Annotated in this window: 25 protein-coding genes and 1 pseudogene; 15 read left to right on the top strand and 11 right to left on the bottom strand. The window is 69.6% G+C overall.

Annotated features, from left to right (window positions below; genetic code table 11):
* Positions 1-202 precede the first annotated feature (202 nt).
* The 3 genes from C1877_RS03580 to C1877_RS03570 are packed head-to-tail and all read right to left on the bottom strand — an operon-like array spanning position 203 to position 3,359.
* Positions 203-859 (bottom strand): DUF6320 domain-containing protein, encoded by a 657-nt coding sequence (locus C1877_RS03580; RefSeq protein WP_015540254.1) that lies wholly within the window; start codon positions 857-859, stop codon positions 203-205.
* Complete coding sequence (locus tag C1877_RS03575) at positions 856-2,367, bottom strand: phthiocerol/phthiodiolone dimycocerosyl transferase family protein (RefSeq protein ID WP_244909778.1); 1,512 nt, start codon at positions 2,365-2,367, stop codon at positions 856-858. Before C1877_RS03575 ends, C1877_RS03580 begins: the two co-directional genes overlap by 4 nt.
* A complete protein-coding gene (locus tag C1877_RS03570; protein WP_114568392.1) occupies positions 2,340-3,359 on the bottom strand; it encodes an alpha/beta hydrolase in 1,020 nt (339 codons plus the stop codon). The genes C1877_RS03575 and C1877_RS03570 overlap by 28 nt, the downstream gene beginning before the upstream one ends.
* Before the next feature lie 432 nt (positions 3,360-3,791).
* On the opposite strand from C1877_RS03570, the gene C1877_RS03565 reads away from it, so the two are divergent.
* Positions 3,792-5,186: an MFS transporter gene (locus C1877_RS03565; RefSeq protein WP_114568391.1), complete on the top strand. Its 1,395-nt coding sequence runs from the start codon at positions 3,792-3,794 to the stop codon at positions 5,184-5,186.
* 127 nt (positions 5,187-5,313) lie between these two features.
* Here C1877_RS03565 and proC read toward each other — a convergent pair whose 3' ends face one another.
* Both proC and C1877_RS15280 read right to left on the bottom strand, forming a co-directional pair.
* Entirely contained in the window at positions 5,314-6,117 is an 804-nt protein-coding gene (gene proC / locus C1877_RS03560; protein WP_114568390.1) for a pyrroline-5-carboxylate reductase, read from the bottom strand.
* A 95-nt stretch (positions 6,118-6,212) separates the two neighbouring features.
* The gene (locus C1877_RS15280) at positions 6,213-6,440 is read right to left on the bottom strand and encodes a hypothetical protein (protein WP_156791062.1); all 228 of its coding nucleotides are present in this window, start codon (positions 6,438-6,440) and stop codon (positions 6,213-6,215) included.
* On the opposite strand from C1877_RS15280, the gene C1877_RS03555 reads away from it, so the two are divergent.
* From C1877_RS03555 to C1877_RS03540, 5 genes are all read left to right on the top strand, one after another.
* On the top strand, positions 6,439-7,260 hold the full coding sequence (locus tag C1877_RS03555; protein ID WP_244909777.1) for a helix-turn-helix transcriptional regulator: 822 nt from the start codon (positions 6,439-6,441) through the stop codon (positions 7,258-7,260). The two genes, C1877_RS15280 and C1877_RS03555, sit on opposite strands and share 2 nt — an antisense overlap.
* Before the next feature lie 374 nt (positions 7,261-7,634).
* Positions 7,635-7,799 carry a hypothetical protein gene (locus C1877_RS15275; RefSeq protein ID WP_167536559.1) on the top strand — a complete coding sequence of 55 codons (165 nt, stop codon included), beginning with the start codon at positions 7,635-7,637 and terminating at the stop codon, positions 7,797-7,799.
* A gap of 31 nt (positions 7,800-7,830) precedes the next feature.
* Positions 7,831-8,280 carry a DUF1062 domain-containing protein gene (locus C1877_RS03550; RefSeq protein WP_231847656.1) on the top strand — a complete coding sequence of 150 codons (450 nt, stop codon included), beginning with the start codon at positions 7,831-7,833 and terminating at the stop codon, positions 8,278-8,280.
* Positions 8,281-8,404: 124 nt separating this feature from the next.
* Complete coding sequence (locus C1877_RS03545) at positions 8,405-8,827, top strand: 6-pyruvoyl trahydropterin synthase family protein (RefSeq protein ID WP_015540250.1); 423 nt, start codon at positions 8,405-8,407, stop codon at positions 8,825-8,827.
* A 22-nt stretch (positions 8,828-8,849) separates the two neighbouring features.
* On the top strand, positions 8,850-9,632 hold the full coding sequence (locus C1877_RS03540; RefSeq protein WP_114568388.1) for a M23 family metallopeptidase: 783 nt from the start codon (positions 8,850-8,852) through the stop codon (positions 9,630-9,632).
* Here the strand turns inward: C1877_RS03540 and C1877_RS03535 are convergent, their stop codons facing one another.
* The gene (locus C1877_RS03535) at positions 9,633-10,538 is read right to left on the bottom strand and encodes a DUF2268 domain-containing putative Zn-dependent protease (protein WP_114568387.1); all 906 of its coding nucleotides are present in this window, start codon (positions 10,536-10,538) and stop codon (positions 9,633-9,635) included.
* A gap of 166 nt (positions 10,539-10,704) precedes the next feature.
* On the opposite strand from C1877_RS03535, the gene C1877_RS03530 reads away from it, so the two are divergent.
* The 5 genes from C1877_RS03530 (at position 10,705) to C1877_RS03510 (ending at position 14,858) form a co-directional block, all read left to right on the top strand.
* On the top strand, positions 10,705-11,208 hold the full coding sequence (locus C1877_RS03530; protein WP_114568550.1) for an RNA polymerase sigma factor: 504 nt from the start codon (positions 10,705-10,707) through the stop codon (positions 11,206-11,208).
* Positions 11,205-12,032, top strand: coding sequence for a hypothetical protein (locus C1877_RS03525; protein WP_114568386.1), 828 nt, complete (start codon positions 11,205-11,207; stop codon positions 12,030-12,032). Before C1877_RS03530 ends, C1877_RS03525 begins: the two co-directional genes overlap by 4 nt.
* Before the next feature lie 17 nt (positions 12,033-12,049).
* The gene (locus C1877_RS03520) at positions 12,050-12,967 is read left to right on the top strand and encodes an ABC transporter ATP-binding protein (RefSeq protein WP_114568385.1); all 918 of its coding nucleotides are present in this window, start codon (positions 12,050-12,052) and stop codon (positions 12,965-12,967) included.
* A complete protein-coding gene (locus C1877_RS03515; protein WP_015540248.1) occupies positions 12,960-14,225 on the top strand; it encodes an ABC transporter permease subunit in 1,266 nt (421 codons plus the stop codon). Before C1877_RS03520 ends, C1877_RS03515 begins: the two co-directional genes overlap by 8 nt.
* Before the next feature lie 63 nt (positions 14,226-14,288).
* On the top strand, positions 14,289-14,858 hold the full coding sequence (locus tag C1877_RS03510; RefSeq protein WP_015540247.1) for a VanZ family protein: 570 nt from the start codon (positions 14,289-14,291) through the stop codon (positions 14,856-14,858).
* Between the two features lie 223 nt (positions 14,859-15,081).
* Here the strand turns inward: C1877_RS03510 and sufU are convergent, their stop codons facing one another.
* From sufU to sufC, 5 genes are read right to left on the bottom strand one after another with little or no spacing between them, the layout of a single operon-like run.
* Positions 15,082-15,528 carry a Fe-S cluster assembly sulfur transfer protein SufU gene (gene sufU / locus C1877_RS03505; RefSeq protein WP_015540246.1) on the bottom strand — a complete coding sequence of 149 codons (447 nt, stop codon included), beginning with the start codon at positions 15,526-15,528 and terminating at the stop codon, positions 15,082-15,084.
* Positions 15,521-16,753 carry an aminotransferase class V-fold PLP-dependent enzyme gene (locus tag C1877_RS03500; RefSeq protein WP_015540245.1) on the bottom strand — a complete coding sequence of 411 codons (1,233 nt, stop codon included), beginning with the start codon at positions 16,751-16,753 and terminating at the stop codon, positions 15,521-15,523. The genes sufU and C1877_RS03500 overlap by 8 nt, the downstream gene beginning before the upstream one ends.
* Entirely contained in the window at positions 16,750-18,237 is a 1,488-nt protein-coding gene (locus tag C1877_RS03495) for a SufB/SufD family protein (RefSeq protein WP_114568384.1), read from the bottom strand. Before C1877_RS03495 ends, C1877_RS03500 begins: the two co-directional genes overlap by 4 nt.
* A complete protein-coding gene (gene sufB / locus C1877_RS03490) occupies positions 18,237-19,652 on the bottom strand; it encodes a Fe-S cluster assembly protein SufB (RefSeq protein ID WP_015540244.1) in 1,416 nt (471 codons plus the stop codon). The genes C1877_RS03495 and sufB overlap by 1 nt, the downstream gene beginning before the upstream one ends.
* A 9-nt stretch (positions 19,653-19,661) precedes the next feature.
* Positions 19,662-20,429: a Fe-S cluster assembly ATPase SufC gene (gene sufC / locus C1877_RS03485; protein WP_015540243.1), complete on the bottom strand. Its 768-nt coding sequence runs from the start codon at positions 20,427-20,429 to the stop codon at positions 19,662-19,664.
* Between the two features lie 127 nt (positions 20,430-20,556).
* Here sufC and C1877_RS03480 point away from each other — a divergent pair, with 127 nt between their 5' ends.
* The 4 genes and pseudogenes from C1877_RS03480 to C1877_RS15875 form a co-directional block, all read left to right on the top strand.
* Positions 20,557-20,964, top strand: a complete 408-nt coding sequence (locus tag C1877_RS03480) for an RrF2 family transcriptional regulator (RefSeq protein WP_114568383.1) — start codon at positions 20,557-20,559, stop codon at positions 20,962-20,964.
* 94 nt (positions 20,965-21,058) lie between these two features.
* Positions 21,059-21,775 carry an MBL fold metallo-hydrolase gene (locus C1877_RS03475; RefSeq protein ID WP_173014879.1) on the top strand — a complete coding sequence of 239 codons (717 nt, stop codon included), beginning with the start codon at positions 21,059-21,061 and terminating at the stop codon, positions 21,773-21,775.
* A 369-nt stretch (positions 21,776-22,144) separates the two neighbouring features.
* Positions 22,145-22,804 (top strand): hypothetical protein, encoded by a 660-nt coding sequence (locus C1877_RS03470; RefSeq protein WP_015540242.1) that lies wholly within the window; start codon positions 22,145-22,147, stop codon positions 22,802-22,804.
* Positions 22,805-22,871: 67 nt separating this feature from the next.
* Positions 22,872-23,432 (top strand): annotated as a pseudogene (locus tag C1877_RS15875) (AMP-binding protein); the annotation flags it as partial.
* Positions 23,433-23,485 lie beyond the last annotated feature (53 nt).

The following is a 23,485-nucleotide window of genomic DNA, read 5'->3' as shown; positions in this document are numbered from 1 at the left end:
CGCGATGGGGTCCGAAGGCCGCCTCTTTCAGGCGTTTCCCCTGGTTGCTCGTAACGTCGAAGGCGAGGCCTGCTCTGCCGACGCGGCCTGCTGTAGAAAACCGGTGATTACTGTGCCGCACCATGCGCTGCGCGCCATGGCGCGACGCGCAGCGCGCCGAAGGCGGATGCGACGGACGCGCGTGCCTGCGCGCGCCGTGCCGTCACGCGGAGAACAGCTTGCGCACCTCGGCCACGAGCTGCTTGCGGGTGAACACGAGCAGGGCCAGCAGCAGCACGCTGGCCGTGAGCGCGCTCACGTTGGCCGGCACGTCCCACGTGGTCAGCCCCAGCGCCACGAGCGCGAGCGGGATCAGCCCCAGCACCACGTCGAACAGCAGGTACTTCGCGTAACCCGACACGAACGTGCCACGGAACACGGCCACCAGCACGGCGTCGAACACGAGCGCCACCAGGCATATGCCGGGTATGACGAACGTCGTGACCACGGGGTTGCGCGTGATGAGGTACCACAGCGCCGCGATGGCCAGCAGGATGAGGAAGTAGCGCACCACCACGCGCAGGAAGTCGGGCGTGTGCACCAGGATGTTGCGCACGAACAGGTAGTTCACCACCAGGCCCAGGCATACGGTGAGCACGATGTCGCCCGGCAGCCCCAGCGTCCGTCCCAGAAACAGCATGGCCAGCAGGCATGCGCCGCTCACGAACGCCAGCACGCTCAGCGCCACGGCGCCCGACTTGCGCACCTCGTTTCGGGGGAACGCCGACGGCTCGGCCTCGCCCGAGAGCTCCGCCTGGCAGAGCGGGCACCGGTCAAGGTCGCCCGTGAACGACACGCCGCACTTCCCGCATCGCCTCATTTCCCGGCCTCCTTCCGCCTCGCCTTTCGGTCGCCGCCTGCGTCAGCCGTGCGTGCGGTCCTCGCCTTTCGGTCGCCGCCCGCGTCGGCCCCGCGCCCTGCCTCCTGAGACGGGTCCGTCCCCGTCGCGTGCTCCGCCTCCGCCAGCCGCATGGCCTTGGCCTTCCGCTTCGGCTTCTCCTGCGTCTCGGCCTCCCCGTGCGCGGGCGCCTGGCCGCCCAAGCGCCTCACCGAGGCCTCCAGCTTCGCCTCCAGGCGGTCCTCGGCAACCTCCTCGCTCGTCTTGTTGATGTTGATGCGCCCCTCGATGCCGCAGCCCGAGAAGTACCGGACGAAGTTCTTCACCACGTCGGGGTTCGAGTACGCCGTGGATATGCCGATGCTCAAGTCGTCGCCGAACGAGCACAGAAGGAAGTTCAGCCCAGTGGTGGACGTCAGGAGGTTGATGTCGCGCACGTACGGCTCCACCCGCGCGTCCACGGTGATGCGCCCGAGGTTCGAGAGCGTCGTGGTGGTCTCGCGCGCCGTGAAGCGGCTGGCCAGCTCCAGGAGGGCGTCCTTCACGAACAGGGGGGCCAGGCGCAGAAGCGGGTTCTTCTCCAGCGCGATCATGCGGTTCATGTGGGGCTTGAGGCTCTCGGGGTCGGTGGCCACGCGCAGCTGCTCCTGCACCTTCGCGGCAATCCGCTCCACGGGCTCGTCCTCGTCGCCGGGCACGTAGGACACGAACGCAAGCCCGAAGAAGTTCTTGGTGGTGGTGGACTTGAAGTGCTGCCGCAGGTCCACGGGGACGTCCAGGCGGATGGCGCGGTGGCGCTCGCGCCGGGGCATCTCGGCGCGGATGGCGCACATGATGGCCGCGATGACGAGCGACGTCAGGCTCACGCCGTGCCTGCGCGCCAGGTCGAGCACGGATCGCACGGGCAGGTGGTACTCCAAGTACGTGGGGTCGGCCGCGTCGCGCCAGCCGGTGAGCCGGTAGACCTTGGGGGCGTGCGTGGAGGCCGCCTTGTCGCGCTCGAAGTACTTGTCGAAGCTGTCCTCGGCCTTCTGGTGGTCCGAGCCGTCGTACTCCTGCGGCAGGCCCTCCACGCCGTAGCGCTCCTCCACGTAGGCGTAGAGCAGGGCCTTGAAGAAGCTCAGCGATCCGCGCCCGTCGGACACCATGTGCGACACTTCCAGGTTGATGCGCGCCCGGAACCAGCTTACGCGGATGAGCACGCTCTTCGCGTCCACGTGCAGGCCGAAGCAGATGGGGAGGTTCTCCTGCGTCACGGCAGGGGGGCGGGGCGCCTGCTCCAGATAGTGCCAGAACATGCCGCTGCGCAGGCACACGTTGAAGCCGGGGAACACGTCCACCGTGCGGTCGAGCGCGCGCTGCAGCGCCGCGGGGTCTACGTCGTCGGCCATCGTCGCCGCGTAGCGGAACACCGTCTGGGCGGAGCTGCCCGCCTGCGACGAGTAGAACTTCCCTACGTTGTCTAGTCGGTACCAAGTAGCCCGAGCCACGTCGGTTCGCCTTCCTGCACGAGCGGGTCGCCATCGAGGAACTGCTTGACGATGCGGTACGTGTCCCTCACGATGTTGAACACCGAGGGGTACAGCAGGTAGCCGTGCACGGCGTCGAGCATGCGGTAGCACTGCACGTCGCCGCCGTCGTCGGCCAGCCGCTGCGCGTACACCTCGCCCTCGTCGCGCAGCGGGCAGTACTCGGCCGTGACCACGAGCGTGCGCGGCTGGCGGGAGAGGTCGCTCTCCAACAGCGGCGCGAAGTAGGGCCGGTGCAGGTCGGCGGGCGACGAGGCGTACAGCTCCATGTAGCCGCGTATGTCGCGCGACGAGAGCAGGTAGTCTTCGCCGTTCTCCCGCACGGAGTCGAAGTACGAGGTGACGGGGTCGTGGTCGTTGTACGTCACGGGATAGAGCAGCATCTGCGTGCGGGGCAGGAACTCCCCGCGGTCGCGGGCCATGAGCGACACCACGGCGGCCAGGTTCCCCCCGGCGCTGTCGCCGAAGAGCACGATATGGTCGGCGTCCACGTCGGCCAAAAGCTCGCCCGCATGCAGCTGGCGGGCCACCTCGTAGCAGTCCTCGGGCGCCTGGGGGAAGCGGTGCTCGGGTGCGCGGCGGTAGTCCACCGACACCACGCGCCGCTCCAGGCGCAGCGCCATCGCGCTGCAGGCATCGGTGTAGAAGTCCACGTCGCCGTTCACCCAGCCGCCGCCGTGGAAGAACAGCACGGTGCCGCGGAAGTCCTCCGTGACCTTGAACCCCTCGGCCAGCGAGAAGTCGATGTCGAGCGGGGTGAACACGCGCAGGGGGAGCGCGCAGCCGTCGGGCATCGGGGCCGTGATGTCGTCGACGCGGCAGCGGGGGTTGGGGAGGGCGAGCCTGGCGCTCAGGTCCTCGGCCACGCGCTGCGCCTTGTAGAACTCCTTGATGTCGGGCCGAAGCCGCGTTGCCGCCTTGAAGGCGGCGAGCACCGCCTTGTTGATGGGCATGTATGCCGTCCTTTCCCGGGGCGGCGGCGCCGTTTCCGGGCCGTCCTGCGCGGCGGGGCGCCGCGACTTCCTCGCGTGCCATCGTAGCACAAGCGCGCCGCGGCGTGGGGCGCGCCGCGCGGGCTGCACGGGCCCGGCACGCGGCAGGCCCGTACCCGAGGCTGCGACCTGCCTCGTCGGGAGCGCGGGCGCTTCGAGGTTGCATGTCCGCAACGGTTCGGCCGCGTGCCTGCGGCCGCGCCTAGACTGTTCGGGGAGAGCCCCTCCGGCCTTGCTGGCCCCGGCGGCGGGACCTGCCGGTCGCGGGGTGCGGGCGCGTCTCGCGCCCATAGCCTCCGCGCGGGACGGCTGCGGGCGTGCCCGAGCGCTTGCGGCCCCGGCGGCGGACGGGCTAGTAGTGGAAATGCGGGCAGTACGAGGAAAGGCGGTGCGATGCGGGCGACGTTGGAGGCGGGCGGCAAGGAGGCGCGGGCGCAGCTCCCGCTGCTCCTCGCGTGCTCGTTCGCCGCCTCGTTCGCGCAGAGCATGATGAACATCGCCCTTCCGCAGGTGGCGGACGAGTTCGGCGTGACGCTCTCGACGGCGAACTGGCTCGTGACCGGCTACATGGTGGTGGCCGCCACGTCCATTGCGCTCGCGGCGTTCCTGCTGCGGCGCCTGGGGCTGCGCACGGTGTTCTTTATAGGCTGCGGAGCGCTCGCCTTGGGCAGCGGCCTGGCCCTGTTCGCCCCCAATTTCTGGGTGCTTTTGGCGGGGCGGCTCGTGCAGGCCGTGTGCACCGGCCTGTTCTACTCTGCCGTGACCAGCTTCATCATGGCGAACTCCGATCCGGCCAGGCGCGGCACGCACCTGGCCCTCAACAGCGGCACCGTGGCGGCGGGCCTTGCCGTGAGCCCCGTGGTGTCCGGCCTGGTGCTCACGGGCTTCGGCCGGCACGCGCTGTTCGCCCTGCCGCTTGCCTTGGCGGTGCTGCTGCTTGCCGTGGGGTTCTTCCGTTTGCGCGAGGTGGGGCCGCGCGGCACGGGCGCGGTCGACCCTTTGAGCGTGGTGCTGGGCCTGGGGGCGCTCGTCTACGGGCTGGGCGAGGTGTTCCGCGACCCGTTGCCGTCGCTCGCGGTGCTGGCGGCCGGCGTGGCGGTGCTGGGCCTGTTCGCCTGGCGCCAGCTGGTCCTGAAGGACCCGCTTCTCAACTTGAGGCTGCTCGGCAACCTCGGGTTCGCCGTGGGCGAGCTGCTGGTGATGCTCGGCATGATGGCGTCGTTCTCGCTCAGCATCCTGCTGCCGCTGTACTACGAGGGGGCGCTGGGGTTCTCCGCGTTCCTCGCGGGCGCGCTGCTGGCCGGGCCGGTGCTGGCGAACGCGCTGTCCGACGTCGTGGGCGGGCGGCTGCTCGACCGATGGGGCATCTGGCCCCTCGTGCCCTGCGGCTTCGCCTTGACGGCGCTCGGGCTGGCGGTCGTGGCGCTCGCGGCCGGCCGGCCGCTGCTCGCGCTGGTCGTGCTGGCCTCAGCCGTGGCTTACGTGGGGCTCGGCCTGGTGGTCGCGCCCTCGAAGACCACCGCGCTAAGCCAGCTTCCGCCGAGCCTGTACGCGCACGCCTCGTCCATCAACTCGGCGTTCATCCAGATAGCCTCGGCCATCGGCTCGTCGCTGTTCGTGGGCGTGCTGTCCGCCGACGTGCTCGCGGGCACGTCGCGCGGCCTGGCGAGGGCGGCCGCCTACGATGCCGGCTTCGCGCACACGATGGAGATAGCCATCGGGATCGCTGCGGCGAGCCTGCTCGTGTCGCTGGCCTACGCGTACCGCCTGCGGCGCCGGAGGGGCTGACGCGGCAGGCGGTACGCGTTGAAGCATACGGGACGGAGCACGTGGGTCGGTTGCGGCGCGTAGGGTCGGCAGCGGCTCACGGGGACGGCCTCGGCGGCCGGGGCCGTCCGCGCGGTGCGGCGGGAACCTACCCCTCGATGGCATCGATGGCGTTGATCACGGCACCCCGGAACGCGTCCTTCTCGAGCGATGCCACGCCCTTGATGGTGGTGCCGCCCGGCGAGCACACGGCGTCCTTCATGGCGCCGGGGTGCGTGCCCGTCTCCAGGTGCAGCTTCGCGGTGCCCATCATCATCTGGGCGGCCAGGCGGTAGGCGGCGGCGCGCGGCAGGCCGTGCTTCACCCCGGCGTCGCCGAGCGTCTCCAGGAACATGGCGGCGAAGGCGGGGCCGCAGCCGGCGATGGCGCTGGCGGTGGACAGCAGCTTGCCGTCCACCCATTCGATGAGCGCTACCTGGCCGAACAGGTCCTCGAACGCCGCGAGCTCGCCCTCGGAGAGCGAGTGGCGCTGCTCGCAGGCCACCACGCCCGCGCCCACGGCGATGGGCGTGTTGGGGATGGTGCTCAGATGGTGCGTACCGGGCGCGAGCACGCCCTCGTAGAAGTCGAAGCCGCAGCCGGCGGCCACCGAGATCACGGCCTTGCCGGGCGCGGCCAGCGCGTCGCGCACGGGCTCGAGCACCGAGGCCACGAGGTGCGGCTTCACGGCCACCACCACGAAATCGCTCGCCTTGACGACGCCGCGCGCATCCTCGCAGGCATGTGCGCCCAGCGCGGCCGTGCTCGCCTGCAGCTTGTCGAAGTGCGCGGCGGTCGCGTAGATGCGCGTGCCCGGCAGCGCGCCCGCCTCCACGAGCCCCTTCGCCATGGCCTGCGCCATGTTCCCGAATCCGATGAAGCCCAACGTAGGGGCGTTGACCTGGTCTGCCATAGGGTCCTCTTTCCGTCGCGTCCGAATGCGTTTCCCCGATTGTACGGCACCCGGGCCCGCCGACGGCCCGCGATGCCGAACCAGCGGCCCGCTCGTCAGCAAAACTGCACGCTTTGCCGGGCGGCACTTGCCGCGCCGCCGCGGTCGCAAGCAAGGCGATCCCCCGTTTCGCAGGGAAGAAAATCAAAGGTGACCAGGCCTGACAACTGCCGGTTGTCGTCCGTTCGCGAAAAAGCATCCGCAAGTTGGTTGCGGCACCCATCCTCGCGGTGCATGATGCGAGGCGTGACCACGGTATTGTGCGAGCGTGAGGAGATGCCCATGAGCTTTCGAGACAACCTTCAGCATCTGCGAGACCTGCAGGATATGAGCCAAGCAGATTTGGCGCAGCGGATCGGTGTGAGCCGCCAGTCGGTGGCGAAGTGGGAGGCCGAGAAGAGCTACCCCGAGATGGACAAGCTCATCAAGATCTGCGACCTGTTCGGCTGCTCCCTCGACGATCTTGTGCGCGGCGACCTTGCCGGGCGCGAAGCGGCCTCCGCGGAGCCGTCTTCCGCCGGCGGGAAGGCGGGATGCGAAGGGGTCGTCGAGGACGTTCCGGTGGATGTGTGGGGCTACGACGAGCGCATGCGCCGGCGCGCGTGGGACGTTGCGGCCGCTGTCGCCGTGGTGATCCTCGGTTTCGGAGCGGGCATCAACTTCACGACGATGGGCCCCAACGTGAACCCGGCTCCCTTCATCATCTTCTTCTCGATGGGGGTCGCACTGGCGCTTCTCTTGGTGAAACCCATGTGGGAAGAGTATCGGGCGTTTCTCAAGGAGCACCCGCAGATCGACGACTTCTACACGCCAGAGCAGAAGGCCGAGTCGCGCAGCGCGAAAGGAGGTGCCATCGCCGGCGCCGTTGTGCTTGTGGTTGCGGGCCTGAACATGCCCGGCTTGTTCGGATGGTTCCAGCAGTACACCTTTGCCGCACTTGCGATGTTCGGCTGCCTCGCCTTGGCCTCCGCGATTGTCGTCTACGCCGTCATGATGGATCGGCGCACCGATGTTGCCCGGTACAACCGGCTCTCTGCGGGCACGACCGTCGCCGAGCCCGACGCAGCCAAGGCCCCGACGGCGGGCGACACCCTGGCGAGCTAGTCCCCGGCCGGCGTGTCCCCTGTTCCAAGGGAGCCCCTGGCGTTTGATCTCCGCATGCAGCTTTCCTCGGGGGGGTGGGTTGGGCGGACGCGGCGACGCGAATACGCGGCATCCGCCTTGCCGGCCCGCATGGCCTGGCCGTCAGCGAGCTGGCGTCGTCGGGCGTCGTGTTGACGCGGCAACGGCCTCTTTGGTACCATGGCCGCTCGGGCCGTGGCGCCCGTCATCCTCTTGAAAGGCCTCTTTCCATGACCGTTCCTCCCAACCGGTAGATCACGCGACCCATCCCGCCTATCCGTCGCCGCGTTCGCGCGCGGCCGCTTCGTGATGGGCTCATCCGGCGGAACGATCGATCAAACGAAGAGGTTTCCTTTATGAAAAAGCTGAACAACGGCGTGGTGCCGCCTGCGTTCGCCTTCCTTATTGCACCTATTCTCAACGCAAAGGAAGGCAGCGAACATTATGAAAACGATACAGTGGCGCGTGGGGGCGACCTCCGCGCCGGCCGCTTTGCGCCCGTGCGGCGCCTGCGGTGCTGAGGCAAGGTTCGAATCGACGGGCCGGTTCCGCGTGAACGCCCAGAAGAAGCGCCTGGACGTATGGCTCATCTACCGGTGCGCCGCGTGCGGCAGCGTGTGGAATTGCGCGGTGGTCAGCCGCGGGCGGCAGGGCGGCGTCGGCCGGGAGCGGCTTGAGCGCTTCATGGGCAACGACCCAGGCCAGGCCCTCGAGTGCGCCCTCGACGCGGGCCTGCTGAAAGGCAACGGCGCGCGGCGGGGCCCGGTGGACTTCGCCGTCGAGGGCGAGCTGCCCGGCGACGAGGACTGCCGGGTGGAGATCCATGCCGAAGGGCTCTCGGGCATCCGGCTCGCCGCGGTGATGCGTGCCAAGCTGGGCCTTTCGCGCAGCGAGCTCGAGCAGCTCGTGGGGGCGGGCGACGTGGCGTGCGCCGACGGGGCGGACGCGCTCGCCGCCAAGCTGCGGCCGCATCAGGCGGTCGTGGTGCGGGCGCGAAGCTAAAGAAGGGAAGCGGGGCTCCGGGATCTTCCTGGGGCCCCGCTCGCAAAAGGCCGCCTTGCCGGAAGGGCATCGGTTCCCATGCTATCATGGCGGCGAACGACCCGCGAAGGCGAAGGAGTCTATCATGTACGGACTGAAGACCGAGGCCAGCTTCGATTCGGCCCATTTTCTCACCGACTACTACGGCAAGTGCGAGAACCTGCACGGCCACCGTTGGCGCGCGGTGGTGCACCTGGCGGTGGACGACCTGCAGGCCGAGGGCACGATGAAGGGCATGGTGCTCGACTTCGGCGTGTTCAAGCGCGCGGTGCGCGAGCTGGCCGAGGCGCTGGACCACACCTTCCTCGTGGAGGAGGGCTCGCTCGCTCCGGCGACGCTGGCGGCGCTCGAGGCCGAGGGGTTCAGCCTGTTCATCGTGCCCTTCCGCACCACGGCGGAGAACCTGGCGCGCTACTTCGGCGACTGCCTGGTTGAGCAGGGCCTTCCCGTGTCCCAGGTGGAGATGTACGAGACCCCGAACAACTGCGCCGTCTACCGGCCGCAGTAGCGCAATCGGGAAAGGGGGCGTCGTGGGCAAGAAAGCCGAGCTCTTCGTGCAGTCGGTCAAGCAAGCCGGCGGCCTCATGGTCATGGCCGTGCGCTACAGCGGGAAGGAGCCCGACAAGCGCACCGGGGCCTCGCGGGAGGAGTACGCGCTGCCGTTCGAGGGCGCGTGGACGGTGGTCAACGGCGGCGTCGTCAAGGAGACGTCGCATTCGTGGGACGTGCTCACCCAACGCTATGCCTACGACTTTGTGATACTCGATGACGAAGGGCGCAGCTGCCGCCCCGACGCCGATCCGGCCGACCCCGCCTCGTACTATTGCCACGGTCTGCCCATTCTCGCGCCTGCCGACGGCGTGGTGGTCGAAGCGGGCGCATCGTGCCCGAATGCGACGATCTGGCTCGACGGCAAGGTGCACTTCGGCGGGGGAGACATCCGCGGCAACTACGTGCTCGTCGAGCACGCGCACGGCGAGTTCTCGTGCCTGTGCCACCTGATGCCGGGCGGCGTCTCCGTCGAGGTCGGCCAGGAGGTGAGGCGCGGGCAGCAGGTCGGGCTCTGCGGGAGCTCGGGCTGCAGCTCCGAGCCGCACTTGCACTTCCATATCCAGCAGGGGCAGAGCTTCTACACCTCGCCCGGCGTGCCGGTGCGGTTCGCGGGCGTCGCGGCCGCTCCCGCGCCGAACTACGAGGCGGCCGATCCCCGTCCGCTGCCGCCGGGGGCCTACGGCGACTTCCCGCCGTTCCTCACGCGCGGCCTGTGCGTGGAGCTTTCGCGCGAAGGGGAGCCGTCCCGGTTGCCCTCCTGATCAGTCCCAGAAGGCCTGCGCCGCGTCGAGGATATCCGCCGCCGGCAGGAGGGTGGCGTCGGCGATGTCGGTGCCGGACTCTTCGAGAAAGCGCCTGACCAGGTGGTACCCGCACGCGTAACCGGCGCAGTAAGGCACGCCGTGCACGGGGTAGCCCATGAGCGCCGCCGTCTCGTCGCCGTAGAGGTAGGCGGAAAGCTCGGCCAGGCCCTGCGCATCCAGGCCTGCGTGCACGAGCGGCTTCACCTGCTCGAGCAGGTCGGGCGTGGTGCGCGCGACCCACGGGCCCGCCAGCTCCTCGCCGAACAGCTCCACGGCGAAGTTCTCGGCCAACCCCTCGCTCACCAGCATCTCGCCGAGCGTGATGTCGTTTCGCCACCTCACGAACTGGAAGCGCACGTTGTGGTTCGTCTCGTGCGCGAGCGCTGCGGGCAGGCGGCGCATCGTGCGCCCGCCCGGCACGAGCCAGGCGAAGATGCTGCCGGGGATGCCCCCGTCGCCGCCGTAGCCTTCGCTCGCCCGTACCACGGGGTTTTCCGGGTTCGCCAACAGCACGGTGAAGCGGTAGTCCTTCCGCGGAAGCTCGATGCCGCGCGCGGCGAAACGTGCGAGCGAGCGCTCGACGGTGCGTTGGCATGCGTCCCAGAAGGCGTCGTCGCCGATGAGGCTCACGGCTTCGGCCCAACTGCCGTCCACGCGCATGGGCGGCAGGATGCCGAGCATCTCGCTGGCCATGACCACGTCGTAACCGCCGGGCTGCGCGGCTTTGAGCGGCACGCGGTAGCAGTCCCACTTCTCCTTGAAGGGGGCCATGAGCTCGTGGCGGTACAGGTCGGGGCGCTTCTCGGGCGGCGCGGCGATCATGGCGCGGTATGCTTGGTCTGAGCGCACGGGTCGCACGTCCATGGGGGTTCCTTTCTCGCGGGTGCGCGCATTCGTCATCGAGTGCGTGCGCCCATGCTACGGCCTCACGTGGCGTGAGGGTCAAGGAAATTTCCAAAGGTTTTTCCGGTGCGGCCGCACCGATCGCGCTAGGGATTCGTTATAGAGGGCAGAGGAGGTGAAGCGGGACGTGGGAGGCAGGCTGCGGGACGGCGAGGCGTTCGATCGTCTGGTCGAAGAGCATTACGACGATGTGCTGGCGTACTGCCGGCGGCACGCGCCATCGTACGACGAGGCGCCGGACGTAGCGCAGGAGGCGTTTCTGCGCTTCGTGCGCAGCGGGCGCTCGCCGATCGAGGGCAAGCCGCTCGCGTACCTGCTCACCATCGCGCGCAACCTCTGCATCGACGCATCGCGCGCCAAGCGCCCGCCCGCCGTGCCGCTTGATGTGGACGTGCCCGACCGCTCGCCCGGCGCCGACCCGGCGGCCGCGTGCGCGGGCAGCGAGGTGGGCGGGCTGATCGGGGCGCTCGATCCCGAGCTGCGCGAGGTGGTGGAGCTGCGTTTCGACCAGGGCTTCAAGGTGGGCGAGATCGCGCAGGTCCTAGGCGTGTCGCGCTTTGCGGTGAACCGGCGGTTGAACCGGGCGCTGGCGGAGCTCCGGCGCGGATTGGAAGGAAGGAGCGGGGCATGAGTCCAACGAGCAAGAGAGATGTCGGGCGGCTGCTGCAGGCGCACTACCGCGCCGAGCGCGGCGCGCCGGACGCGGCTGCGAAGGCGGCAACCCTCAAGGCCGTGCGCGCGGTGGCGACGGAGCGCCCGGCGGACGCGAGCAGGGATGCGGTCGGTGCGGGCGTGTGCGGTCACGGCGCGACGTTCGCCTCGTTCGTGGCCGTGCAGGCGCGCTTCATCCATCCGCGCGTGTGGGCGGCGCAGCTCGCGCTCGTGGCGGCGATGGCGGCGGCGTGCCTGCTCGCGGGCGATGCGCCGAGCGGCTTCCCGCTCGCGTCGGGCGTGCTGGCGGCGGCGACGGTGCTCGTGGGCCTGCCCGACCTGCTGTCGAGCGCCTCCCACCGCGTGGCCGAGCTCGAGTACGCCTGCCGCTTCGACTGCCGGGCGGTCGCGCTCGCGCGGCTCGTCGTGCTGGGCTGCGCCGACGTGGTGACGGTCACGGCCATCGCGCTCGCCGCGCCGGTCATGCTGGGTACCGACCTGTTCGCCTCGCTCATGCATGCATGCGCCCCCTACTTCCTCTCGTGCGCGGGCGCGCTCCTGCTGGTGCGCCGCTGCGCGCCGTCGCAGGCGCTGCCGCTCGCCTGCGCCTGGACGCTGCTCGTGGCGGCCGGCGCCTACGCGCTGTTCACGCTCGTGCCGCCCGCCTACGCCCAGGGGTCGGCCTGGGCCTGGGCGCTTGTTGCGGCGGGCTCGCTTGTGTGGGCCTTCCGCGAGGCGCGCGCCTGGCTTGGGGGCATAGCGGGCGGCTTGGACATGCTCGCGGCCGCCGCGAACCAACGATGATGAAGGAGCAAACTCTCATGGAGCTGACCATTGACCGGCTGAGCAAGCAGTTCGGGTCGAAGATCGCGGTCGACCGCGTGTCGGCGACCCTCGAGCCCGGCGTGTACGGCCTTCTGGGCGCGAACGGCGCGGGCAAGACCACCCTCATGCGCATGGTGTGCGACGTGCTGCGCCCCACTTCCGGCGAGATCCGCTTCGACGGCCGGGACGTGCGCGCGCTCGGCGACGGGTACCGCGCGCGGTTAGGCTACCTGCCGCAGGACTTCGGCTACTACCCCGACTTCACGGCGCTCGACTTCATGTGCTACCTGGCCGCGCTCAAGGGCATCAACCGCCGCGCGGCGCGGTGCCGCTCGCTCGAGCTGCTGGAGACGGTGGGGCTCGCCGACGTGGCGGGCCGCAAGATCCGCACGTTCTCCGGCGGCATGAAGCAGCGCCTCGGCATCGCGCAGGCGGTGCTGAACGACCCGGCCGTCCTCGTGCTCGACGAGCCCACGGCCGGCCTCGATCCGAAGGAGCGCGTGCGGTTCCGCAACCTCATCGCCAGCTTCGCGCAGGACAAGATAGTCATCCTGTCCACGCACATCGTGTCGGACGTGGAGTACATCGCCGACGAGATACTGGTCATGCGCGCGGGCGCGTTCGTCATGCGCGGCGCGCCGACCGAGGTGGTGGCCACCGTGGCGGGGAAGGTGTGGGAGTGCCACGTGGACGCGCGGCAGGCCGACCAGCTTGCGGCCGCGAGCTGCGTGAGCAACGTCCACTACGCCGCCGACGGCCACGCAGTCGTGCGCGTGGTGGCCGACGAGCGCCCGGCACCCGGCGCGCACCCGCTCGAGCCCACGCTCGAGGACCTGTACCTGTACGTGTTCCGCGACGCAGTGGAGCCCGAAGCGCCCGCTGCGCCCGCATCCCAAGGAGGCCGTCATGCTTGATCTGGTGAGGTTCGAGCTCAAGAAGCTGCTCGCGCGGCGCACGTCGCAGGTGGTCGCCGTGGGCGTCCTCGCGCTGCTCTGCGTGATCATGGCGCTCAACGTGGTGCAGACCAAGACGCGGTCGGACGCGGGCGAGATCGTGGGCGGCACCGCGGCTATCGCCCAGCAGAAGGCGCGCGCCGAGGCGCACGAGGGCGTGCTCACGGTGGAGCGCGTGCAGGAGGAGGTGGCCGCGTACAAGGCGCTCGCGTTCTCGAAGGTCGACCCGGCCCAGGTGGAGGGCCTCAACGCCGAGGCCGCGTACACGCTCATGAACGAGGCGTACAGCGAGGACGAGTTCCGCGCCATCTACGACACGTACTTCTCCTACCTGCTCTCGCCGTGGATCACCGGCGGGTTGGAGCAGTACCAGGTGGCGGCGCAGCTGGGCGACGAGGACGTTGCGGGCTTCTACGGGGCCGTGGCCGCCATGCTGCAGCGCGCGCTCGACGACGGCATGGGCGGCACCTGGACGTTCTCGGACGCCGAGCGCGCGTACTGGACGGACAAGCAAGCCGGCGTGGGCGAGCCGCTGGCGTACGGCTACGCCGGAGGCTGGGCCGACGTGATGGCGTGCATCGGCTTCCTCGCGTTCGCGATGGTGGCCGTGTGCGTGGTGCTCACGCCCGTGTTCGCCGGCGAGTACCAGGACCGCACCGACGCCGTGCTGCTGGCTGCGCGCTACGGCCGCTCGAAGCTGGTGGCGGCGAAGATCGTCGCATCGCTGCTGTTCGCCACGGCGTATTTCGCGCTGGCGACGGCCGTCATCATGGGTGTGGCGCTCGCGTTCTTCGGCGCCGAGGGCGGGGACTTGCCGGTGCAGGTGCTCGGGCTCGGCATCCCCTACAACCTCACGATGGCCGAGGCCACGTGGACGGCGGTTGGGCTCGGCTACCTCATGACGCTCGGGCTCGCAGGCCTCACGCTGCTGCTTTCGTCGAAGCTGCGCTCCCAGCTGGCCATCTTCGCCGCGTGCGCCGCGCTCATCTTCCTCACCGGAATGATCCCCTCCGGCGGCAGCGGCGCGCTGCAGCACGTGCTGTACCTGTTCCCCATCAACGCCCTGAACGACCAGGTGCTCTACAACGCGCTCGTGTCGTATCCCGTGGGGCCGCTGGTGATCGACCTGGTGGGACTGCTCGCGGTCGCCTACGCGCTTGTGCTGGTCGTCTGCGCGCCGCTGGCCGCCCGCGCCTTCCGCCGGCATCAGGTGATGTAGGGGTGCTGCCGTCGGTATAATGGAGCTTGACGTAAGCGGGCGCGGCGAAAGGCGGGCGCGGCGATGCTGGAGCGGGGATTCATGGTCGTGCCGACAGGCGTTGCGCTCGTGGCGGTTTTGGTTGGGTGCCTTGTGCGCCGAACAGAGGCGAGACGGACGTGCCTTTACCTGGCGCTCACCGCCTACGTGGGTGCGGTGGCGGCGGTGACGCTGTTCCCGCTGCCGGTCGAGGGCGGGATGGGCTATGCGCCTGCTTGGGGGATCTCGTACAACCTCGTGCCTTTCGCCGGCATCGCGCGCACGGTGGCCGATGCGGCCCAAACCGGCTGGTGGTGGTCCATCGCGACCGTCATCGTGGGCGGAAACGTGCTCATGTTCGTGCCGCTGGGGCTCATGCTCCCGTTGCTGTCCGACCGTCTGCGCCGACTGCCCGCCGCAACGCTCGTGCTCGCAGCCTGCTCGGCGGCCATCGAGCTCGCGCAGCTCGTTGCGGGGCTCGCCGTGGCAGGTTACCTGTACCGCGTCGTGGACGTGGACGACGTCATCCTCAACGTCGCCGGCGGCTTGATCGGCTTCGGCTTGTGGAAGGCGTGGGAGCGCCTTGCCGCACCTAAGCGGGACGAGCTCGTTTAAGGCTGGCGAATGACAGCCTGCGTCTCCGGCTCTGCGGGCTTTGCTGCGGAATTCGGGCGCCCGTGTCAAAAAACGAGCGGTTTGGCAAACCTCCTGCAAGACCGCTACGTTTGCCGAAAAAGTGAGCTGGGGAAACGCGGCCTGGCTTCTCGCGTCGCGTCGTTCAAGCTGTTTTTCGATTGCCAAACCGGCCGTTTTCTGGCAGAAGGCCCCAGTTTTGGCGTCACCGCGCCTCGCGTCCTGCTGCCGTCTCCCGCTCCAGCAGCTTCTCCAGCGTGCGCCAGGCGAGCTCGGCGCACTTGACGCGCGCGGGCATGCGGGCGATGGATGCCAGCTCGGCGGCCTCGTCGAGGTCGGCGCGTTCCTCGTCGGTGAGCGGGCGGCCCTTGATCATGTCGAGGTAGAGGCTGCTCAGGCGACGCGCTTCGTCGACCGTCTCGCCGGTGACGAGGTCGGCCATCATGTCGGCGGCGGCTTGGCTCACGGCGCAGCCGTGGCCGGTGAAGGCGGCCTCCTCGATGACGTCGCCGTTGAGGCGCAGCGCGAGCGTCAGCTCGTCGCCGCAGCTGGGGTTCACGCCGTCGTGCGTGCAGGTGGGCTCGTCCATCTCGTACTTGTAGTCGGGGTGCGCGTTGTGCTCCATGAGCGCCGCGGTGTAGATGCTAGCCATTGAAGGTCCTCCAGACGCTGTCCAAGCCGTTGACGAGCGCGTCGATGTCGCTCTCGTCGTTGTAGAACGCGAGCGACGCCCGGCAGCACGACTCCACCCCGAGCCACGCGAGCAGCGGCTGCGCGCAGTGATGGCCTGCGCGGATGGCCACGTTCTGCTCGTCGAGGATGCTCGCCACGTCGTGAGGATGGATGCCGCGCACGTTGAAGCTGATGGCGCCGTGGTGCTGCGCGGGGTCGGGATGCCCGATGATCTCGAGATACGGCAGCGCCGCCATGCGCTCCATCGCGGCGCGCACGAGCGCCTGCTCGCGCGCCTGCAACGCATCCCAGCCGATGCCCTCGAGGTAGCCGAGCGCGGCCGAGGCGGCCACGATGCCGGCGGCGTCCTGCGTGCCGGCCTCGAACTTCTCGGGCACGGGCGCCCACACGGCGTCGGTCTCGGTAACCGACGAGATCATCTCGCCGCCCGTGAGGAAGGGCGGCATGGCCTCGAGCAGGTCGAGCGAGCCCCACAGCACGCCGATGCCGAAGGGGCCGAGCGCTTTGTGGGCCGAGAACGCGAAGAAGTCGGCGCCGAGTTTCCGCACGTCGACCGGCAGGTGCGGCACCGATTGCGCGCCGTCCACCACCAGGTAGCCGCCGTGCGCATGCACGCGCTCGGCCATGGCGCTGATGGGGTTCTCGATGCCGAGCACGTTCGACACCTGGGCGGCCGCGACGATCTTCGTGCGCGGGCCGATCTTCGCGTCCATCTCCGCCTCCGAGATCGTGCCGTGCTCATCGGGGTACAGGTACACGAGCCGTGCGCCCGCCGCGCGGCACGCCTGTTGCCAGGGGATGAGGTTCGAGTGGTGCTCCATGATGGTGATGCACACCTCGTCGCCCGGCTCGAGCACGGCAGGGGCGAAGGCGTGCGCCACGAGGTTGAGCGCCTCGCTCGCGTTGCGGGTGAACACGATCTCGCGCGGGTCCGCCGCGCCGATGAAGCGCGCGATATGGGCGCGCGCCGCCTCGATGGACTCGGTGGCCTCGACCGACAGGCGGTACAGGCCGCGCAGGGCGTTCGCGTTCATGTCCTCGTAGAACGCGCGCTGCGCGTCGAGGGCCACGGCGGGGCGCTGCGCCGTCGCCGCGCTGTCGAGGAAGGCGAGGTCGGGGTTCGCGGCGAGCAGGGGGAAGTCCTGCTTGTAGGGGTTGGCGGCGATGTCGATCGGGTTGCTCATGCGACGGCCTCCTCAAGTGCGATGCCGCGTGCGGCCGCGAGGCGTGCGACGGCGGCGCGGGTGCGCTCGTCGGGCGCGCCGATGGCGGCTTCTTCGAACGCGGCGGCGATGAACAGGCGCTCGGCGTCGTCGGGCGATATGCCGCGACTGGCCAGATAGAACAGCTGCTTCGGCGCCACGTGCCCGATGGTGGCGCCATGGTTGCCGGCCACGTCGTCTTCGTCGCAGAGGATGACGGGCACGGTGCGGTTCGCCACGCGCTCGTCGGCCAAGAGCACCGTCTCCTGCTCGGAGCCGATGGAGCCTTTGCAGCCGTGCACGAGCTCGATGGTGCCGCGCAGCGTCTTCTCCGATTCGCCCGCCAGCACGCCGTTCGCGTCGAGGTTGCACACGGTGCGGCGCCCGCGCTGGTGGGCGACGTAGTTGAAGTCGCGCTGTTGGGCGGCGTGCCCCAGGTAGCGGGTATCGATGTCGAGGCGCGCGTCGTCGCCGCGCACATCGGCGTCGAGCCCGGTGTAGGAGCGGCCCGCTCCCAGCACCGTCTGGCGCAGCTGCACGCGGGCGCGCTCGTCGAGCACGATGCCCGCATCGTCGAGCGCGGTCCAGCTGTCGTCGAGCGTCTGCGTGCTCACGATGTCCACGCGCGCGTCGGCGCCGGCGAACACGCGCAGCCGCGTGCCCACGACCCCCGCGCCCGGGGCGGGCGAGTCGAGCGCGATGGCCAGCGACAGCGACGAGCCCGGGGCGGCCACGACGTCGATGGCGGCCGCGTTGACCGCGCCGTCGACGCCCTCGACGCGCACCGTGGCGCACGTGCGCTCGCCGGGGCGCGTGGCCAGCACGATGGGCTCGCCTGCCGCGAACTCGAGGTACTCCCGCGCCTCGTCTCCCATCCCGGAAGCGAACACGTCGGCGGGGGCGAGGTAGCGGGCCTCGAGGGCCTGCTGCTGGTAGAAGGAGAGGGCGGGCTCCTCCAATGCTGCAGCCTCTCCCTCCATGGCTGTCGTCCCATCCTCCATGGCTGCAGGGGGAGCTGCCGGGTCGTCAACCTGGTGCGCAGCCGAGCCCCCCGACTCCATGGCTGCAGAGAGACTCGCCGGGTCGTCAACCTGGTGCGCAGCCGATGTCGGGACGCTCGCGGGTTCAACGGGGGAGAGCCCCTGGTCGGCCGCGCATGCGACAGGTTGATCCCGAAGCCCCTGCGCGGCCATAGGAAGGTGATCGGCCGCGCGCATGGCAGGTTGCTCCCCGAGATCGCCAGCGGCCGCAGAGGGGGTGGCGGCCACGGGAAAGGAATCGGCCATGGAGAGGAGCGCGGCGTCGAACGCCCCTTCATCTCCCAGCAGCCCTTCGGCGCACTGCACTTCCACCTGGCGCGCGAATGCAAGGTCGTCCGGCAGCTCGATATCGACGTCGTTCACTCCCAACCGGTGCCACGTGGGGGCGGGCATCGCGTTCGCGTGTTCTATCATGAGGGTTCCCATTATCCGATGGCCCCTTCCATTTCAAGCTTGATCAGGTTGTTCATTTCCACGGCGTACTCGAGCGGAAGCTCCTTCGACACCGGGTCGGCAAATCCGTTCACGATCATCGTGCGCGCCTCCTCTTCGGACACGCCCCGGCTCATCAGGTAGAACACCTTGTCGTCGCCGATGCGCCCGATGGTGGCCTCGTGGCCGATGTCCACGTGCTTGCAACGGATGTCCATGGCGGGGATGGTGTCCGAACGGCTGAGGTCGTCCAGCATGAGCGACTGGCACGACACGCTTGCGGCCGAGCCCGACGCGCGCTCGGTGGCCACGATGGACGAGCGGAACGTGGACGTGCCGCCGCCCTTCGAGATGGACTTCGTCTCCACGGTGGCCGACGTGTCGGGCGCGGCCAGCACCACTTTGCAGCCGGTGTCGAGGTTCTGCCCCGCACCCGCGAACGTGATGCCCGTGAAGCTGGACGCGGCCTGCCTGCCGGCCAGGATGGACATGGGGTAGAGATAGCCCACGTGGCTGCCGAACGACCCGCTGATCCACTCGACGGCGCCGCCTTCCTCCACGCGGGCGCGCTTCGTATTGAGGTTGTACATGTTCTTGGACCAGTTCTCGATCGTGGAATAGCGCAAGGAAGCGCGCTTGCCCACGAACAGCTCCACCGCGCCGGCGTGCAGGTTCGCCACGTTGTACTTCGGCGCCGAGCACCCCTCGATGAAGTGCAGGCTGGCGTCGTCCTCCACGATGATCAGCGTGTGCTCGAACTGCCCAGCGCCCTTCGCGTTCAGGCGGAAGTAGCTTTGCAGCGGGAAGTCGAGCTTGACGCCCTTCGGCACGTAGACGAACGAGCCGCCGCTCCACACCGCGCCGTGCAGCGCGGCGAACTTGTGGTCGTCGGGCGGAACGAGCGTCATGAACTTCTCACGGATGAGCGGCTCCCACTCGGGATCGCGCAAGGCTTCTTCGATGCCCGAGTAAACGATGCCCATATCCGATGCCGTCTTCTGCATGCTGTGGTACACGAGCTCCGAGTCGTACTGCGCGCCGACGCCGGCCAGGTAGGCGCGCTCGGCCTCGGGGATGCCCAGGCGGTCGAACGTGTTCTTCACGTCGTCGGGCAGGCTGTCCCAGTCGCTCGCCTGTTCGGCGTTCGGCTTCACGTACGTCACGATGTGGTCCATGTCGAGGCCCTCGAGGCCGGGGCCCCAGTCGGGCGGCAGCATGCGCTGGTACGTGTCGAGCGCCTTCAGGCGGAAGTCGAGCATCCAGGCCGGCTCGTCCTTCTTCGCCGAGATCTCGCGGACGATGTCGGGCGTGAGCCCTGCGTCGAGGTAGCGCGCGGGGTCGGTCGCGTCATGCACGTCGTACAGCGTGCGGTCGACGTCTTCTACGTAGGTGCGGTTTTCTGCTGGCATGCGGACCTCCTAGCGCTCGATCTGCTCGAACTGCTCGAAGCCCTCTTCGTCGATGCGGTCGATGAGCGACGCGTCGCCTTCGGCCACGATGCGCCCGCGCACCATGACGTGCACGCGGTCGACGTCGAGGTGCTCGAGGATGCGCGTGTTGTGGGTGATCACCACCAGCGCGCCGCCCGTCGTGCGGCGGTACGCGTCGATGCCGCGCGACACCACGCCGAGCGCGTCCACGTCGAGGCCCGAGTCCGTCTCGTCGAGGATGGCCAGCTTCGGCTCGAGCAGCAGCAGCTGCAGCATCTCGAGCTTCTTCTTCTCGCCGCCCGAGAAGCCCACGCCCAGCTCGCGGTCGAGGTAGGCCGGATCCATGTCCAGCTCGTCGGCCAGCGCGCGCACGTGCTTGCGGAACTGCTTGCCCTTGAGCTCGCCGGCGCCCTCGCGGCCCGCCACCGTGGCGCGCAGGAAGCTGGACAGCGGCACGCCGGGGATTTCCACCGGTGCCTGGAAGCTGAGGAAGAGCCCTGCGCGCGAGCGCTTGTCGGGGGAGAGCTCGGTGATGTCCTGGCCGTCGAACTCGATGGAACCGCCGTCGATCGTGTAGGCGCCGTCGCCCATGACGACGTGGCCGAGCGTGGACTTGCCCGCGCCGTTCGGGCCCATGATGGCGTGGGTCTCGGCTGCGCCCACGTCGAGGTCGATGTCGTGCAGGATGGGGGTCTCGTCCGCCGAGGCCGAAAGCCCGCGGAGGGAGAGGAGGGGCGTGCTCGTCTGGGATGCCATGTTCGCGTGCCTTTCAATAATCCTATAAGTTTGCTAGGATTAAGATACGAGGAACACGCGGAATGTCAAGACATAATCCTACTTGTTTGATAGAATTTACGAAAAGCGGCGGGGAAAGGACGGAAGGATGCTCGTATCGACGAAGGGACGCTATGCGCTCCGGCTCATGGTGTGCGTGGCGCGCGCCGGCGCGGAGGGCAAGGTGGCCCTGCGTGAGGTGTCGGAGCGCGAGGACATCTCCCTCAAGTACCTCGAGCAGCTGGCGCGCCCGCTCGTGCAGGCGGGCCTGCTGCGCAGCGTGCGCGGCAAGGGCGGCGGGTACGCGCTGGCCCGCGAGGCCTCCGCCGTGCGCGCCGGCGACGTGCTGCGCGCGGTGGAGGGGACGACGGCGCCCGTGGCATGCCTCGACCTGGAGGACGGCATGGCCTGCCCCCGCGCGAACGAGTGCACCACGGTGCGTTTCTGGGCCGGCCTCGACGACGTCATCGAACGCTACGTGGACGGCGTCACGCTCGCCGACCTGGCTGGCTCGTGACGCGGGCCGCCGGACGGCAACGGCTCGGGCACGCGTCGTTCCCTTCCGTCCGTTCCCGTCTGCAGCGTGCGGCGGCGCTGCTATGCTGCGCGGCATGAAGAATCTCTCTTGGCAAACCTCCCAAGGCTCCCGCATCGTGCGCGTCGGCGTGGTGCGCAGCGCCTGCTATGCGGTGGAGACGGGAGACGGCCGACGCTACCTGATAGACACGGCCGTGCCCGGCGAGCGCGCGGCGATCGAGGCGCAGCTTGAAAGGCTCGGCTTCAAGGCGCTCGACGCCATCCTGCTCACGCACGCCCACGGCGACCACGCCGGCAACGCGGCCGCCTGGAGCCGGCGGTTCGGCTGCCCTGTCTACGCCCCGGCCGGCGAGGTCGGCCAGGTGCGGGCCGGCCGCTGCGTCCTGCCCGCCGGGGCCACGCCGCTCGGCGCGGCCGTGATGGCGGTGCAGCGCCGCCTGCACGTCTGCGAGACGTTCGAGCCTGTTCCCGACGTGCGTCCCCTGCCGCTCGGCGAGGGCGTCTTCGGGCCGCATCTGGGGGTGGTCGCCACGCCCGGCCACACGGAGTGCTCCGCAAGCATCGTGGTGGACGGCGAGGCGGCCCTCGTAGGAGACGCGCTCATCCATCGCGGCAGGTCCGTCTTCCCGCCGTTCGCCGACCGTCCGGAGCAAGTGGGGGACGCATGGCGCGTCCTGCTCGGCACCGGTGCGGAAACGTTCCTCTGCGCCCACGGCGGCCCCGTCGGCCGCGCGCTGCTCGAACGAAGCCTCGCGGCGCTCGAGCGCCCGGGCCGCCGCCCGCGCGCCTGACCCGAGGCGCCCACGGCCCGCCGGCACGCGCCGCCTGCCTCCGCCGAAGAATCCTGCGCCCCTCTGCGCCCTGTCCTGCGTCACCCCCTGCGGGCTGTCGCCGTGCCGGCATCGGCGGCGCCATTCCCCTTCGAAAACCCGCTCGCGGTCGAAATCGAACCGGCCGAGGGGCGGCGCGCCGCCGGTTTCTTGACCTTGTAATCGTTGCAACCCCCATGATGGGCCCACGGCGGCCGGTGCCGGAGCACCCTGCGATCCCCGAGCACCGGCCGCCCCCTGCAGAGCTCGCAAAGACCGATCGACGACGAGACACCCCCCCCGACGATGATGAAGGAACGACGCATGAGCTGACCGCGAAGGAGGCACGCCATGAACGCGAAGAAGAAAGCAACCGATACGACGAAGCCCGCAACGAGTACCGTCTCCAACCGTCCCCGCACCGCTTTGAGCGCCCTTTTGGTCCAGACCGCGCACGCCGAGGCGCGCCGCCCGGCCCTGTCCGGCTCCCGCAGGCTCGACCCGTTGGCCCGCATCTTCGATGCGAACGCCAGCCGCGCCGCCAAGATCGCGGCCGTGTCCCGGCTCGCCGACCCGGTGCCGCTCGTGACCCTCGCCGCCAGCGATGCGCCCGCCTACCTGCGGAGGAACGCCCTGCTGCGGCTCGACGAGCTCATGGACGGGCGTCCCCTCGCCCGCACCGACCTCGAGCGCCTTGTGCCGTGCCTGCGCGACAAAGAGCTCATCGCCTTCGCCGTCGTGCTCATGGACATCGCCGACTTCGACTGGTGCGGCCGCTGCGACGAGGGCACGGTGGACGCGCTCTGCCTCGCCCTGCACGAATGCCAGGGCCTGCACGAGACCGTGCTGCTCGAGGACGCGTTCGCGCACCTCATCCACACCCGCCCCGATCTGGGACGGAACCTGCGCGCCTGCAGTCCCGGCGCTCTGCACCTCAAGGCCATGTACCAGCCCGTCGTCGCCCACAACGTGGTGTACGTCGACCTCTCCCGCGAGAACAACGTCGCCTAGGCGCGCCCGCGCCGCGACGATCCGCGCTTTCCGCACCCCAACCTAGACGAGTAGAAGGGATCCCCTCATGGAGCAGAACACCCGCGCCGCCTTCATCAGGCAGATGCTCAAAGACGAGAGCATGATCGAGCCGTCCCCCGAGTTCAGCTACAAGGCCCTCGTGAAGAGCCGCCAAGACTACGACGAGCTGTACCGCCGCTCGATCGACGAGCCCGAGGCGTTCTGGGGCCAGATGGCCCGCGAGACGCTGGACTGGTATCGCCCGTGGGACGCGGTGGAGGAGTACGACTTCGAGTCCTCCCGCCCGTTCGTCCGCTACTTCCGCGGCGCCGAGCTCAACGCCTCCTCCAACTGCCTCGACCGGCACCTGGAGGGACCGCGGCGCAACAAGGCCGCCCTCATCTGGCAGGGCGAGCCCTCCGAAGAGGTGGAGGTGTACACCTACCAGCGCCTGCACCGCGAGGTGTGCAAGGCCGCCAACGTGCTCAAGGACCTGGGCGTGGGGAAGGGCGACCGCGTGGTGCTCTACCTTCCCATGATCCCCCAGCTGGCCATCGCGATGCTCGCCTGCGCCCGCATCGGCGCCGTGCACTGCGTCGTGTTCAGCGGCCTGTCCGCCGACGCGCTGCGCGACCGCATCCTCGACTCCGGCGCCCGCGTGGTGGTCACGGCCAACTACGG

Source organism: Gordonibacter pamelaeae (assembly GCF_003340385.1).
Classification (GTDB): Bacteria; Actinomycetota; Coriobacteriia; order Coriobacteriales; family Eggerthellaceae; genus Gordonibacter; species Gordonibacter pamelaeae.
The sequence above is the reverse complement of the archived record's forward strand: the minus strand, read 5'-3'. Positions and strand labels throughout refer to the sequence as shown.

Coding starts and splice junctions, on each gene's coding strand:
- C1877_RS03495 (WP_114568384.1), bottom strand. CDS start 18,237: ATGGGAACCCTCATGATAGAACACGCGAACGCGATGCCCGCCCCCACG.
- C1877_RS03470 (WP_015540242.1), top strand. CDS start 22,145: ATGAACGCGAAGAAGAAAGCAACCGATACGACGAAGCCCGCAACGAGT.
- C1877_RS03500 (WP_015540245.1), bottom strand. CDS start 16,753: ATGAGCAACCCGATCGACATCGCCGCCAACCCCTACAAGCAGGACTTC.
- sufU (WP_015540246.1), bottom strand. CDS start 15,528: ATGGCTAGCATCTACACCGCGGCGCTCATGGAGCACAACGCGCACCCC.
- C1877_RS03535 (WP_114568387.1), bottom strand. CDS start 10,538: ATGGACGTGCGACCCGTGCGCTCAGACCAAGCATACCGCGCCATGATC.
- C1877_RS03570 (WP_114568392.1), bottom strand. CDS start 3,359: ATGCCCATCAACAAGGCGGTGCTCGCCGCCTTCAAGGCGGCAACGCGG.
- C1877_RS03515 (WP_015540248.1), top strand. CDS start 12,960: ATGCTTGATCTGGTGAGGTTCGAGCTCAAGAAGCTGCTCGCGCGGCGC.
- C1877_RS03580 (WP_015540254.1), bottom strand. CDS start 859: ATGAGGCGATGCGGGAAGTGCGGCGTGTCGTTCACGGGCGACCTTGAC.
- proC (WP_114568390.1), bottom strand. CDS start 6,117: ATGGCAGACCAGGTCAACGCCCCTACGTTGGGCTTCATCGGATTCGGG.
- sufB (WP_015540244.1), bottom strand. CDS start 19,652: ATGCCAGCAGAAAACCGCACCTACGTAGAAGACGTCGACCGCACGCTG.
- C1877_RS03475 (WP_173014879.1), top strand. CDS start 21,059: ATGAAGAATCTCTCTTGGCAAACCTCCCAAGGCTCCCGCATCGTGCGC.
- C1877_RS03525 (WP_114568386.1), top strand. CDS start 11,205: ATGAGTCCAACGAGCAAGAGAGATGTCGGGCGGCTGCTGCAGGCGCAC.
- sufC (WP_015540243.1), bottom strand. CDS start 20,429: ATGGCATCCCAGACGAGCACGCCCCTCCTCTCCCTCCGCGGGCTTTCG.
- C1877_RS15280 (WP_156791062.1), bottom strand. CDS start 6,440: ATGGGCATCTCCTCACGCTCGCACAATACCGTGGTCACGCCTCGCATC.
- C1877_RS03520 (WP_114568385.1), top strand. CDS start 12,050: ATGGAGCTGACCATTGACCGGCTGAGCAAGCAGTTCGGGTCGAAGATC.
- C1877_RS03480 (WP_114568383.1), top strand. CDS start 20,557: ATGCTCGTATCGACGAAGGGACGCTATGCGCTCCGGCTCATGGTGTGC.
- C1877_RS03555 (WP_244909777.1), top strand. CDS start 6,439: ATGAGCTTTCGAGACAACCTTCAGCATCTGCGAGACCTGCAGGATATG.
- C1877_RS03545 (WP_015540250.1), top strand. CDS start 8,405: ATGTACGGACTGAAGACCGAGGCCAGCTTCGATTCGGCCCATTTTCTC.
- C1877_RS03510 (WP_015540247.1), top strand. CDS start 14,289: ATGCTGGAGCGGGGATTCATGGTCGTGCCGACAGGCGTTGCGCTCGTG.
- C1877_RS03565 (WP_114568391.1), top strand. CDS start 3,792: ATGCGGGCGACGTTGGAGGCGGGCGGCAAGGAGGCGCGGGCGCAGCTC.
- C1877_RS15275 (WP_167536559.1), top strand. CDS start 7,635: ATGAAAAAGCTGAACAACGGCGTGGTGCCGCCTGCGTTCGCCTTCCTT.